Below are 12,703 nucleotides of genomic sequence, written 5' to 3'. Positions count from 1 at the left end.
GCTGCTTGACGGACCAGGGCGGTACGATCGGCGAGGAAAAGCACGCGCTTGGCCCAGTTGGCACGCTGCATCACGTCGACCAGCGCGATCGCTGTGCGCGTCTTGCCCGTCCCAGAGCCAGTGCTCGTAGCCGTTGATGGCATAGATGAGCGGACGCTGTCCGAACTCGCGCTCCAGGGCGTCGGCATGCCGGAGACCGGCCATTCGCGGTCGCGCTTCTCGTCGAGCTTCCGCCCCGCCTCGTTCAGGAGCAGATCGATGTAGAGCTCTCGGTCCTTCGCCTCGTTCTGCGCCTGAAGACGTTCGAGGTCGGCGCGCGCGGATGACGACGCCCGCGAGCGGCGGAGGAACGAGGGAGGGATCTCACGCGGGCGGCGCGAATCCCGATCGCCGTAGGAGTGCGCGAGCCACAGCAGCACCTGATGGAGCTGCTCGAGCGAGGACAGCGCACGGTCGATCGGTACGGGGGCCTCCTTGTGCACGGCGTCGTTGCCGATCGTGCGGATGACGTCGAGCTTGAGAGTGACGGGGCGGCCGGCGGCCGCGGTGAACTCTATGGCGCGTGAGAGCCCGGCGAACGACGAGTCATAGGGGCGCGGGAGCGCTTCTGCGTCGTAGATCCAGCCGGTGAAGAGCTCGGCAGAGTCACTGAATCAGCAGCGACGTTGATCGGATGTTCTTCGGGATTTCTCTTCTGGACTGGGGTAATCCGGGGTTCGAATGTCGGTGGCCCCCGGCAGAATTGTGGGTATGGACGCACTGCTCGAACACCTCCAAGAGGTCATCGAGCCCGTACGCGACCGGGTGCGATCCGCCCTCGGCGAGGGTGGTGTGCTTCACGCGTCCGATGACCAGATCATGCGTGCGCTCGCTCTGGCTGCCGAGCTCCAGAGGGTGACGGATGCCGTCCTCGTCGAGGCGACGGGCGAGGTGGCCCGCCGGTCGGTGCAGCGCGACCGGGAACTGCGGATGACGTCCCGATACGGGTGCCATGACGTGAGCGAGCTCGTCCAGCGCACCACGCGCCTGGCACCGGCGACCGTGGGGCGGCTGCAGCGGGGGGCGAAGCCGGTGCGGGTGCGGGAGGCGTTCAACGGCGACCCCCTGCCACCCCTGCTCCCCGCGATCCGCGCGACGCTGATGGACGGCACCATCGGGCTGGACGGACTGCTCGCTGTCGCCGGGCCGTTGGATGCAATGTCGGACCGGGTCCCGCTCGATGACGTGCGGATGGCAGACGCCGTGCTGGCTGCGGAAGCGCGCGGTGAGGGACCGGCTGCCGCTCCCCCGGCGACTGCGGATCAACTCCGCGTGCAGGCGCAGGTGTGGTGCGCGGCACTCGATCAGGACGGCGCGGAGCCCCGCGAAGCACGGGCACTCCGCCTGCGGGGCCTCACGTTGGGCCGCACCACCGATGGCGTGGTGCCGATCCGCGGCGCAATGCTGCCCGAGATCGCCGCACAACTGCAGTTCGCCTTCGACGCGATCACCTCGCCACGCGTGCGCGACGGTGAGGGGTCGGTGATGTTCCGGCCCTCCGACGAGATCACCCCTGATGACGGGACGGATGGGCGGACCCGTGCGCAGAAGATGCACGACGCCCTGGCGACCGTCCTCACCGTCGCCGCGTCCAGCAGGCTCCTTCCGACGATCGGCGGCGCCGCCCCAACGCTGGTCGTCTCGGTGCGCGCCGAAGACCTCCTCACCCAGAACGGGTGGGCGCACGTCGAAGGCGCCGACGAACCCGTCTCACGCGCCGCCGCACAGCACGCCGGCTGCGCCGGCGTCATCCAACGCGTCATGCTCGGCCACAACGGACGCATCCGCAAGATCGGCACCGAAGAACGCATCTTCAACCGCCACCAACGCCGCGCCATCGCCCTCCGAGACGGCGGCTGCATCATCCCCGGATGCGGGGTACCGGCGGGCTGGTGCGAAATCCACCACGTCACCGAACACTCCCGGGGCGGCCCGACTCACACCGACAACGGCGTCCTGCTGTGCTGGTACCACCACCGCCACCTCGACCACCACGGCTGGCGCATCCGCATGAACCACGGCGTCCCCGAAGTGCTCGCCCCCACCTGGATCGAAGGCCGACCCACCTGGCGCGCCGCCACCGCCTCGAAGACGAGACTGCTCGACCGGGTCGTCAGACGCACGTGAATCGCGGGCGATGTCGGAGCCCCATGATCAACTGCGCGACTGGCCATCCGCCGGTGGCGCACAGCGGCATCGCGTCAGGCCCGACGAAAGAGCATGATCATGTCCGACAGCACACTCGACAGCACGCCCGACGACGACGCCCAGCGCCGCACCAACCCCGCCGAAGGCGCGTACGAGCGCGAGTCGGCTGGAGCCCGGCACATGCCGTGCGACGTCGTCGACCGACACCTGCTCTTGGTCGATCTACCGCTCGGGCGACGGACAGGACTTCATGTCGAAGCACTGCGGCGACTGGACGAAGGTCGACTGATTCCCGATGCGGGCGGCCGGGGAGCCTCGGCCGCCCGCCGCTCGCTGCATAGGTGGGCTACAGCTCTCCGCGGAAGGCGCGGTGCAGGAGGGAAAAGGAAGTCCCCGCTTCGAAGGAAGTACTTCACCCGGTCCGCAGCCGAAACATCTGCACGGCTCCACCCGGCGAGTCGAAGCCGACCTGACGGTTCAATCGCATCCGTTCGCAAGTAGGGGTTCGAACCCGACCGACCGGCCGACCCTAGAACCCGAGGCGCCGCAGTTGCTTGGGGTCGCGCTGCCACTCCTTCGCGACGCGCACGTGCAGGCTCAGGAAGACACGCGTGCCCACGAGCGGCTCGATCTGCGCGCGGGCACGAGCCCCGACATCCCGCAGCCGCGAACCACGGTGGCCGATGATGATCGCCTTCTGACTGTCGCGCTCGACGACCAGGTCCGCCCAGATATCGGTCAGGTCCGAATCCTCGCGCGGTGCCATGTCCGAGATCGTCACCGCGATGGAGTGCGGCAGCTCGTCTCGCACACCCTCGAGAGCGGATTCGCGGATGATCTCGGCGATGCGGTCCTCGATCGACTCGTCGGTCACGACACCCGCCTCGTACAGGGCCGGACCCGGGGGCATGAGCGCGAGCAGCTCGTCGGAGAGCACGTCGAGCTGATCGTCGGTCAGCGCAGAGAGCGGGATGACGGCCGCCCAGTCCTCGCGGAGGGCATCGACCTCGAGCAATCGCTCGGTGATCTGGTCGCGGCCCGCCGCGTCGGTCTTGGTGACGATCGCAACCTTCTTCGCCCTGCCGTATCCGTCGAGGGACTCGGCGATTCGCCGGTCGCCCGGGCCCACCTTCTCGTCGGCGGGCACGCAGAAGCCAATGACATCGACATCGCCGAGCACCTGTTCGACGAGATCGTTCAGGCGCTGGCCGAGAAGTGTGCGGGGCTTGTGCAGTCCAGGGGTGTCGACGACGACGAGCTGACCCGCGGGACGGTTGACGATGCCCCGGATCGCGCGGCGCGTCGTCTGCGGCTTGTCGCTCGTGATGGCGACCTTCTCGCCGACGAGGGCGTTCGTGAGCGTCGACTTTCCCACATTGGGCCGACCGACGAAGGTCACGAAGCCGCTGCGGAATTCTTCGGAGTCCTCAGTCACGCGATTCTCCTCGGCGTTTCTTGCTCTCGCGCGACTCTCGCGCCTCTCTGCCGTCCACGGTCGCGATCTCGCCCGTCGACAGCGCGAGGAATGCCTCCTCGGCGGCGGCAAGCTCGGGCGTCGCCTCCACGAACACCGTGCTGATGCCGCGCCCGCGCCCCCGCGAGGCGCCGCCGGTCATGCGGATGCCGCTGTGCGTGGCCTGCGCACCCGGCTGCGGCACTCGACCGAGCGCCTTGCCGAACAGACCACCGACCGAGTCGACGTCATCGTCCTCGAGCTCGATGTGGAAGAGATCGCCGAGGTCGTCCAGCGAGAGCCGGGTGCTCACGCGGTACTGCCCGGGGGCCAACTCGACCACCTCGTTCTGCGGCAGATCGTACTCGTCGGCGATGTCGCCCACGAGCTCCTCGATGAGGTCCTCGAGGGTCACGAGTCCCGCGATGCCGCCGTACTCGTCCACGACCATGCACACGTGCACCGCGTCCCGCTTCATCTGCGCGAGAAGCGTCGAGGCCATCATCGATTCCGGCACGAACACCGCGGGGCGCGCGATGCCGCGCACGCCGTGCATGCGCCAGCCATCGACCGCGCCGAAACTGAACTGCACGAGGTCCTTGAGGTACAGCATCCCGACCACGTCGTCGTCATCGCCCTCGACGAGGGGAAGCCGCGACACACCCGTGCGCAGGAACAGCGCCATCGCCTCGTCGGACGATGCCCCCGCGTCGAGGGTCACCATGTCGGTGCGCGGGATCATCACCGCACGGACGAAGGTGTCGGTGAAATCGAACACCGAGTGAATGAGCTCGCGGTCCTCGTCCTCGATGAGGTCGGCCTCGACCGCCTCGTCGACCATGCTCAGCAGCTGCTCTTCGGAGGCGAAGGGGGCGGCGCTGCGTCCCCCGGGTGTCGAGCGGTTGGCGGCCGCGACGAGCGCATTCGCCAGGGGTCCCAGGATCACGCGGACGAAGCGGATGATCGGCGCGCAGGTCTTGAGCAGCCCCGTCGCGTGCTGACGCCCGACCGAGCGCGGGCTCGCGCCGACGAGCACGAAGCTCGCTCCCGTCATCAGCACGACCGCGGCCAGCATCGCCCACCAGATCGACCCGAAGATGATCGTCAGCGCCGTCGTGACGAACACTGCGGCGGCGGTCTCGGCCAGGATGCGGATGAAGACGACCGCGTTCGTGTGCGCATCGGGCTGTTCGGCGATGCGGCGCAGAGACCGCGCCGTCCGCGCGCCCACTGACCAGTCGACAAGATCGCCCCGGGACGTCACGCCCAACGCGGCCTCGAGAGCGGCCATCAGTCCCGCGAAGGCCACGAGCACCGCCGAAGCGATGATCAGCAGAAGCGGCGTCATGCGCGGCGCCGGCGACGCTCACGCATCGCGAAGCCCACCAGCAGCTCCTTCTGCAGACCGAACATCTCGCGCTCTTCGTCGGGTTCGGCGTGATCGAAGCCGAGCAGATGCAGCAGCCCGTGCGTCGTGAGCATGAGCAGCTCGTCTTCGGTGGACTGCCCATTGTCGCGCGCCTGGGTCTCGGCCACCTGCGGGCACAGCACGATGTCTCCGAGCAGGCCGGGCGGGGTGGGCACATCCTCGGTGCCGGGCCGCAGCTCGTCCATCGGAAAGCTCAGCACGTCGGTGGGCCCGGGCTCATCCATCCACTGCACGTGCAGCGCCTCCATCGCGCCCTCGTCGACGAGGATGATCGCGACATCCGCCTCGGGACTGACGTGCAGCTCGGCGAGATGGTGCTCCATGAGACGCAGCAGCTTGGGCTCGTCGACCGTGAACCCGGACTCGTTGGTGATCTCGATGGTCATGAGCGGCCTCGCTTGGGCAGGCGGTCCTTCGGACCGAGGGGTCGGGTCGACGAGCGGCGTTCGGCGCGGTTCGCGAACTCGGCCGCCTGCTCGCGCTCGTGCCGCGCCGCCGCGCGCTGTTCGTCGAACGCGCTGTAGGCATCGACGATCTTGCCCACCAGAGTGTGGCGCACGACGTCCTCGCTCGTGAGGCGCGCGAAGTGAATGTCGTCGATGCCGTCGAGCACCCGGGTCACGAGCCGCAGGCCGGAGCTGCCGCCGGGAAGGTCGACCTGCGTGATGTCGCCGGTGACGACCATGCGCGTGTTGAAGCCGAGCCGTGTGAGGAACATCTTCATCTGCTCGGGCGTGGTGTTCTGCGCTTCGTCGAGGACGACGAAGGAGTCGTTGAGCGTTCGACCGCGCATGTAGGCCAGGGGCGCCACCTCGATCGTGCCGGTGGCCATGAGCTTGGGCACGATCTCGGGATCCATCATCTCGTTGAGCGCGTCGTAGAGAGGGCGCAGATAGGGATCGATCTTGTCGTTGAGCGTGCCCGGCAGAAATCCCAGGCGCTCGCCCGCCTCGACCGCGGGGCGGGTCAGGATGATGCGGCTGACCTCCTTGCGCTGCAGCGCCTGGACAGCCTTCGCCATGGCCAGGTAGGTCTTTCCCGTACCTGCCGGACCGATGCCGAACACGATCGTGTTGAGCTCGATCGCGTCGACGTACGCCTTCTGTCCGAGGGTCTTGGGGCGGATCGCCCGCCCACGGGAGGTCAGGATGGCCTCGCCGAGGACTTCGGAGGGGCGCTGACCGTCTCGGCCGAGGATGCGCGCCGACGAGGAGACGTCGGTGGGTCCGAGAGCGTGGCCCGACTTGGTCATGGTCAGCAGCTCCTCGACGAGGGTGCGCGCCGCCGCGACGGCCTCGACTGTGCCGCTCAGCGCGATCTCGTTGCCTCGCACGTGCACGTCGACATCGGGGTGCTCGCGCTCCACGACCCGGAGCAGGCGGTCCTGCGGGCCGAGCAGCTGCACCATCGCCACGCCGTCGGCGAGGAGACGCTCGGTGACGATCTCGGAATCGGCGTCAGCCACCGAGGCTCCCCTCTGCAAGGCCGCCGCCCAGCACGTGCGCGTGCACGTGGAAGACCGTCTGGCCCGCCTCGGCGCCCGTGTTGAACACCAGCCGGAAGTCACCGCCCGCGTGCTGCGCGGCGAGGGTGTTGGCCACACCGACGACCTCGGCCAGCAACCCCGGATCGCCCGCGGCGAGCTCGACCACGTTGCGGTAGGTCTGCCGCTTCGGGATCACCAGCAGATGCACGGGCGCCTGCGGAGCGATGTCGCGGATCGCGAAGACGTTCTCGGTCTCGGCGATGATCTCGGCGGGGATGTCGCCGTGGAGGATCTTCGTGAAGATCGAGGGTTCGTCTGACACCACGCCAGTCTACCGAGGCCGACTCACCAGCGGCCGAGGGCGGCGCTGACGACCGCCAGCGCGGCGGGTCCGGCCGTCGAGGTGCGCAGCACCGTGTCACCCAGTCGCACCGTCCGCGCTCCCGCCCGCTGCAGCCGTTCGAGCTCCTCGGGCGCGATCCCGCCCTCGGGTCCGACCACGAGAAGGATGTCGCCGCGCTCTGCCGCGATGGCCTCGAGCGCGGTGAGGGGCTCGTCGGCGGTGGGTTCGAGCACCAGCACGAGGGAGATCGCGGCGCGGGAGGCGAGCTCGGCGGTCGTGACGGGATCCTCCACTTCCGGCAGCCACGCGCGATGGGCCTGCTTGGCGGCCTCGCGCGCGATGCTCTGCCAGCGCGCGACGCCCTTGACCGCCTTCGCCGCGTCCCACCTCGAGATGCTGCGCGCAGCCTGCCACGGCACGATCGCATCGACGCCCAGCTCCGTCGCGGACTGCACCGCCAACTCGTCGCGGTCCCCCTTCGCGAGGGCCTGCACGAGCACGACCCGTGGATGCGGGGGCTCGACGAATCGGCGCGAGTCGACACGCACGACGACCTCTTTCGGCGACACCGCCTCGCACTCGCCCTCGAGCCAGACACCGCGCCCGTCTCCGACCGTGACCTGTTCGCCGACGCGAACGCGGCGCACCGCCGCGGCGTGGTGCGCCTCGGCACCCGTCAGGACGACGGCATCCCCCACTTCCGAAGAACCGGCGCCGTCCTGCACGAAGTGCAGCGGCATCAGCCGTTCCGGAACCGGTCGCGGAGCTTGGCGAACACACCCTGGTGGAAGTGGGCGAGCTGGGGCGCGGGCGCCTTCGTGCGCTTGCGCAGCTCCTCCACCAGTGCCCGCTCCTTGCCGTCGAGCCGGGTGGGCGTGACCACCTGCACGCCCACGCGGAGGTCACCGCGCTGCGATCCCCGCAGCGGAGTGATGCCGCGGCCCTTGATCGTCAGCACATCGCCGGCCTGGACACCGGGACGCACCTCGAGCTCGACGGGGCCGTCGAGGCTCTGGATCGTCGTCGTGGTGCCGAGGATCGCGTCGGGCATCGACACCTCGAGCGTCGCGAGCAGGTCATCACCCTCGCGGCTGAACACCTCGTTCGGAGCCACCGACACCTCGATGTACAAATCGCCGTGCGGACCGCCGGCAGGGCCGACCTCGCCCGACCCCGGCAGCTGCAGGCGCAGCCCCGTCTCCACGCCCGAGGGGATGTCGAGCGAAACCGTGCGGCGCGAACGGACGCGCCCCTGACCCTGGCAGGTGGAGCACGGGTACGGGATCGTCGTGCCGTACCCCTGGCAGCTGGCGCACGGCTGGTTGGTGACGACGTTGCCGAGAAGGCTGCGGACCGTGCGCTGCACGTGTCCACTGCCGCGGCAGATGTCGCACGTCACCGGCTGAGTGCCGGGCTGACAGCAGGATCCCTGACAGGTCTCGCACAGCACGGCCGTGTCGACCTCGAGGTCGCGGTGGGTGCCGAAGACGACATCGGCCAGTTCGAGGGTGACTCGCACGAGCGCGTCCTGACCACGCTCACGGCGCGACCGGGGACGCGCACCCCGCCCCCCGCCCGCGCCGCCGAAGAACGTCTCGAAGATGTCGCCGAAGCCGCCGAATCCCCCGGCGCCGCCGAAGGCCTGATCGCCGCCCACGTCGTATTTGCGACGCTCCTCGGGGTTGCTGAGCACGTCGTAGGCGTGCGTGACCAGCTTGAAGCGTTCGGACGCATCAGCCCCGGGGTTCACATCGGGGTGCAGCTCGCGAGCGAGCCTGCGGTAGGCCTTCTTGATCTCTTCGGTGCTCGCGTCGCGCGCGACACCCAGCACCTCGTAATGGTCAGCCACATTCGCCTTTCACAGGTAGCGCCCGCCGACGCGGGCGCGGCGGGCGGGGCGCGTCAGCGCCGGTTCTCGTCTTCGTCGAGCAGTCGCGACAGGTAGCGGGCGACGGCCCTCGCCGTCGCGAGGTTGCTCGGGTAGTCCATGCGGGTCGGCCCCAGCACCCCCACGCGGGCGACGGTGCCGGAGGTCTCGTAGTCGCTCGTCACGATGGATGCCTCGCCGAGACCCCACGGCTCGTTCTCACGACCGATGCTCGCGGCGAGCCCCTGCGAGTCCGCGACCATCTCCGTCATCAGTCGCAGCAGCGTGACCTGCTCCTCGATCGCCTCGAGCAGCGGATAGATGCTGCCGCGGAAGTCGGACTCCCGCCGCGCGAGGTTTGCGGCACCCGCCATCAGGAGGCGATCCTGGCGGAACTCCTCCAGCTCCTCGGAGACGACGTGCGCGATCTGCAGCAGGGCAGCCTCCACGGGCGCGGGAGCCTGCTGCGGCACGGAGCGCAGCGCATCGACCCGGTCGGAGGCATCGCCCACCGGCATCCCGGAGATCAGGGTCGTCACCCGCGCGCGCAGGATCGGGATCTCGTCGTCGCCGAGCGGCGCCGAGAGGCCGGCGATGCGCTGCGAGACCCGGCCCGTGTCGGTGACGATGATCACGAGCAACCGCGTCGGGGCCAGACCGACGAGCTCGACGTGCGTGATCGTCGCGCGCGCGAACGAGGGGTACTGCACGATCGCGACCTGACCGGTCAGCTGCGAGAGCACACGCACAGTGCGGGCGAGCATGTCGTCGAGATCGCCCGGGTCTCCGAGGAAGGTGGAGATGGCGCTGCGCTGGGCCGGCGAGAGGGGCCGCACCTCGGCGAGATGATCGACGAACACGCGATAGCCCTTGTCTGTGGGCACGCGCCCCGAGGAGGTGTGCGGGGCCGCGATGAGCTCTTCGTCCTCGAGCAGCGCCATGTCGTTGCGGATCGTCGCGGCCGAGACGCCGAACGCGTGCCGATCCACGATCGACTTGCTGCCCACCGGCTCGTGGGTCTCGACGTAGTCCTGCACGATGGCACGGAGCACCTGCAGTCCGCGTTCGCTGACCATGGCTCCCCCTCCGGATGCTGGCACTCGAGAAGTCTGAGTGCCAATTCTAGCCCGACCCGGGAAGGGCCCGCGCGAGGCGCAGCGGGACCGGGTCAGTCCGCGACGAGGGCGCGGACCACGGCGTCCGCGAGAAGCCGACCCCGCAGTGTCGGGCGCACCAGCCCGCCGAGCGCCGCGGCGGGGTCCACGAGGCCGTCCGCGATCAGGCCCGCCACGGCGCGCCGGCCCGACGGCGCCAACGAATCGAGCGGCAGGCCCTCGCTGATCCTGGTGCGAAGCAGCACGCGCTCGAGTTCTGCGGTGGCAGGATCCGGCCGCTCCCGGGCGGCGGCGGGAGACGTGTCGGCGGCGAGACGCTGCGCGTACGCGGCGGGGTGCTTCACGTTCCACCAGCGCACGCCGGCGACATGACTGTGGGCGCCGGGGCCGAAGCCCCACCAGTCGCCGCCCCGCCAGTAGCCCAGGTTGTGCTCCGAGCGGGCGTGCGGATTTCGGGCCCAGTTGCTGATCTCGTACCAGGAGAACCCCTCGGCGGACAGCATCCCGTCGGCGAGCTCGTACATGTCGGCCTGCAGGTCGTCGTCCGGCGCCTCGAGTTCACCGCGGCGGATGCGCCGAGCCAGCGGAGTGCCGTCTTCGACGATGAGCGCATACGCCGACAGGTGATCGGGGCGCAGCGCGAGGGCGGTCTCGAGCGATCGCTCCCAGTCGGCCAGGGACTCCCCCGGCGTGCCGTAGATCAGGTCGAGACTGACATCGAGCGAGGCTTCGCGCGCCGCGGCCACGGCGGTGGCGACGTTGCGCGGGTCGTGGGTGCGGTCGAGGGTCGCGAGGACGTGAGGCACGCTGGACTGCATGCCGATCGAGACCCGGGTGACCCCGGCCGCGGCCAGGGCGTCGGCGACATCGCGGCTGAGCGTGTCGGGATTCGCCTCGACCGTGATCTCGGCGCCCGCTTCGACGCCGAACGCCTCGCGCACACCGTCGAGCATGCGCGCGAGGTCTCCCGGCGGCAGCAGCGTCGGCGTGCCCCCACCGAAGAAGACCGTGTGCACGGGGCGGCTGTCGGTCACCGCGTCACGCACACGGCGCGCCAGGGCGACCTCCTGCAGCACCGTGTCGGCGTACGCGGCCTGGGTCGTACCGCGCAGCTCCGTCGCGGTGTAGGTGTTGAAATCGCAGTAGCCGCATCGCACGCGGCAGAAGGGCACGTGCAGGTAGACGCCGAACGGGGCGCGGGCGTCGACGGCGACGTCGGCGGGCAGCAGACCGTCGGCCGGAGCGGGATCGCCCGGGGGAAGAGGACCGGCCACGTCAGGAGGGTGTGCTGTACATCGGTGAGATGGCGCGCAGGTAGCCGGTGAACAGGGCCTTGCGCCGACGGCGGGTGAGCCCCGGCAGCACCCGGTGGAGCAGACCGGTGGGCGCATCGAACGCGCGGACCGTGAACCACACCTCATCGTTCGTGCGCCAGTCGAGCATGAACGACTCCTCGCCACTGACCACCGATCCTCCGACCGTGCCGAGGGCGAACCCGATGCGCCGCGGCTCCTCCACGACGAAGATCACGCGCAGCTCGGCATCCGCCTTCATCCCGCCGGCCCGGCCTCGTACGTGCACGGTCGTACCCGCGCCGACGAACGGCGTGCCGTCCGCGTCGAAGCGCTGCTCACTCTCACTGCGGGCGGGGGCGACCGGGTTGCCCTCGTCATCGAAGCCGACACCGGTGTACATCGGACCGGCCGCGGGACGCACATCCGACAGGCGCAGACCCGCGCCCTTCAGAGCCGCCCACGAGAGCAGGGACTCGCCGGCGGAGTGGAACCTCGCCTCACCCGAGCCGATGCGCAGCGTCTCCTCGGCGGGGATGCTGCGCTCGGGCGGAAAGTGCATCAGGTCGGCCGCTTGGGTTGCCCCGACGGCCGCGTAGTCGACGGTGTCATCCCGGAAGCTCCCGCGGCGCATGCGCTCCACCCTACTTCGCCTTCGCCTCGACATCCCCCGACAGCGCCGCGATGAAGGCTTCCTGGGGCACCTCGACGCGGCCGACCATCTTCATGCGCTTCTTGCCTTCCTTCTGCTTCTCGAGCAGTTTGCGCTTGCGGCTGATGTCGCCGCCGTAGCACTTGGCGAGGACGTCTTTGCGCATGGCGCGGATCGATTCGCGGGCGATGATGCGCGCGCCGATCGCGGCTTGGATGGGCACTTCGAACTGCTGGCGGGGAATGAGCTTCTTGAGACGCTCGGTCATCAGCACACCGTAGGCGTAGGCCTTGTCGCGATGGACGATCGCGCTGAAGGCGTCGACCGCCTCGCCCTGCAGCAGGATGTCGACCTTCACCAGGTCGGCCTCCTGGGAACCGCTGGGCTCGTAGTCGAGCGACGCATACCCGGCCGTCTTGGACTTGAGGTGGTCGAAGAAGTCGAACACGATCTCACCGAGCGGGATCGAGTAGCGGATCTCGACGCGGTCCTCGCCGAGGTATTCCATGCCCAAGAGCGTGCCGCGCCGCTGCTGGCACAACTCCATGATCGTGCCGACGTAGTCCTTCGGCGCGAGGATCGCGGCCTTGACCATCGGCTCGGTGACGCTTGCGATCTTGGTGCCAGAGGGGAATTCGCTCGGGTTCGTGACCGTGAAGGTCTTCTTGTCATCGGTCATCACCTCGTACGTCACGGACGGCGCCGTCGAGATGAGGTCGAGACCGAACTCGCGCTCGAGCCGCTCGGTCACGATCTCGAGGTGCAGCAATCCGAGGAACCCGCAGCGGAAACCGAAGCCGAGGGCGACGGATGTCTCGGGCTCGTAGTTGAGCGAAGCATCCGACAGCTTCAACTTGTCGAGCGCCTCGCGCAGCACCG

12 protein-coding genes and 1 pseudogene are annotated in these 12,703 nt (G+C 69.4%); 1 reads left to right on the top strand and 12 read right to left on the bottom strand.

Annotated elements, in window-relative coordinates:
• Positions 1 to 482: DEAD/DEAH box helicase family protein (locus DI573_RS10420; RefSeq protein ID WP_292813719.1), on the bottom strand; the 482-nt coding region annotated here is incomplete at its 3' end.
• Between the two features lie 268 nt (positions 483 to 750).
• On the opposite strand from DI573_RS10420, the gene DI573_RS10415 reads away from it, so the two are divergent.
• Positions 751 to 2,166, top strand: a complete 1,416-nt coding sequence (locus DI573_RS10415) for an HNH endonuclease signature motif containing protein (RefSeq protein WP_292813717.1) — start codon at positions 751 to 753, stop codon at positions 2,164 to 2,166.
• A 550-nt stretch (positions 2,167 to 2,716) separates the two neighbouring features.
• Here the strand turns inward: DI573_RS10415 and era are convergent.
• The 11 genes and pseudogenes from era to DI573_RS10360 all read right to left on the bottom strand — a co-directional run.
• A complete protein-coding gene (era, locus tag DI573_RS10410) occupies positions 2,717 to 3,622 on the bottom strand; it encodes a GTPase Era (protein ID WP_292813714.1) in 906 nt (301 codons plus the stop codon).
• The gene (locus DI573_RS10405; RefSeq protein ID WP_292813711.1) at positions 3,615 to 4,988 is read right to left on the bottom strand and encodes a hemolysin family protein; all 1,374 of its coding nucleotides are present in this window, start codon (positions 4,986 to 4,988) and stop codon (positions 3,615 to 3,617) included. The genes era and DI573_RS10405 overlap by 8 nt, the downstream gene beginning before the upstream one ends.
• Positions 4,985 to 5,455: an rRNA maturation RNase YbeY gene (ybeY, locus tag DI573_RS10400; protein ID WP_292813708.1), complete on the bottom strand. Its 471-nt coding sequence runs from the start codon at positions 5,453 to 5,455 to the stop codon at positions 4,985 to 4,987. Before ybeY ends, DI573_RS10405 begins: the two co-directional genes overlap by 4 nt.
• Positions 5,452 to 6,534, bottom strand: coding sequence for a PhoH family protein (locus tag DI573_RS10395; protein ID WP_292813705.1), 1,083 nt, complete (start codon positions 6,532 to 6,534; stop codon positions 5,452 to 5,454). Before DI573_RS10395 ends, ybeY begins: the two co-directional genes overlap by 4 nt.
• Positions 6,527 to 6,877: an HIT domain-containing protein gene (locus tag DI573_RS10390; RefSeq protein WP_292813703.1), complete on the bottom strand. Its 351-nt coding sequence runs from the start codon at positions 6,875 to 6,877 to the stop codon at positions 6,527 to 6,529. Before DI573_RS10390 ends, DI573_RS10395 begins: the two co-directional genes overlap by 8 nt.
• 23 nt (positions 6,878 to 6,900) lie before the next feature.
• Positions 6,901 to 7,638, bottom strand: coding sequence for a 16S rRNA (uracil(1498)-N(3))-methyltransferase (locus DI573_RS10385; protein ID WP_292813701.1), 738 nt, complete (start codon positions 7,636 to 7,638; stop codon positions 6,901 to 6,903).
• The gene (dnaJ, locus tag DI573_RS10380) at positions 7,638 to 8,747 is read right to left on the bottom strand and encodes a molecular chaperone DnaJ (protein ID WP_292813698.1); all 1,110 of its coding nucleotides are present in this window, start codon (positions 8,745 to 8,747) and stop codon (positions 7,638 to 7,640) included. The genes DI573_RS10385 and dnaJ overlap by 1 nt, the downstream gene beginning before the upstream one ends.
• A 53-nt stretch (positions 8,748 to 8,800) precedes the next feature.
• The gene (gene hrcA, locus DI573_RS10375; protein ID WP_292813722.1) at positions 8,801 to 9,841 is read right to left on the bottom strand and encodes a heat-inducible transcriptional repressor HrcA; all 1,041 of its coding nucleotides are present in this window, start codon (positions 9,839 to 9,841) and stop codon (positions 8,801 to 8,803) included.
• A gap of 92 nt (positions 9,842 to 9,933) precedes the next feature.
• The gene (hemW, locus tag DI573_RS10370; protein ID WP_292813695.1) at positions 9,934 to 11,154 is read right to left on the bottom strand and encodes a radical SAM family heme chaperone HemW; all 1,221 of its coding nucleotides are present in this window, start codon (positions 11,152 to 11,154) and stop codon (positions 9,934 to 9,936) included.
• Position 11,155: 1 nt separating this feature from the next.
• Positions 11,156 to 11,806 carry a DUF1990 family protein gene (locus DI573_RS10365; protein WP_292813692.1) on the bottom strand — a complete coding sequence of 217 codons (651 nt, stop codon included), beginning with the start codon at positions 11,804 to 11,806 and terminating at the stop codon, positions 11,156 to 11,158.
• A 10-nt stretch (positions 11,807 to 11,816) separates the two neighbouring features.
• Positions 11,817 to 12,703 (bottom strand): annotated as a pseudogene (locus DI573_RS10360) (elongation factor 4); the annotation flags it as partial.

It is taken from the genome of Microbacterium sp. (genome assembly GCF_003248605.1).
Taxonomy (GTDB): Bacteria; Actinomycetota; Actinomycetes; order Actinomycetales; family Microbacteriaceae; genus Microbacterium.
The sequence above is the reverse complement of the archived record's forward strand: the minus strand, read 5'-3'. Positions and strand labels throughout refer to the sequence as shown.

Excerpts from the sequence above, each read along its gene's own strand:
- DI573_RS10415 (WP_292813717.1), top strand. The coding sequence starts at position 751 with ATGGACGCACTGCTCGAACACCTCCAAGAGGTCATCGAGCCCGTACGC.
- DI573_RS10405 (WP_292813711.1), bottom strand. The coding sequence starts at position 4,988 with ATGACGCCGCTTCTGCTGATCATCGCTTCGGCGGTGCTCGTGGCCTTC.
- ybeY (WP_292813708.1), bottom strand. The coding sequence starts at position 5,455 with ATGACCATCGAGATCACCAACGAGTCCGGGTTCACGGTCGACGAGCCC.
- DI573_RS10385 (WP_292813701.1), bottom strand. The coding sequence starts at position 7,638 with ATGCCGCTGCACTTCGTGCAGGACGGCGCCGGTTCTTCGGAAGTGGGG.
- hrcA (WP_292813722.1), bottom strand. The coding sequence starts at position 9,841 with ATGGTCAGCGAACGCGGACTGCAGGTGCTCCGTGCCATCGTGCAGGAC.
- DI573_RS10365 (WP_292813692.1), bottom strand. The coding sequence starts at position 11,806 with ATGCGCCGCGGGAGCTTCCGGGATGACACCGTCGACTACGCGGCCGTC.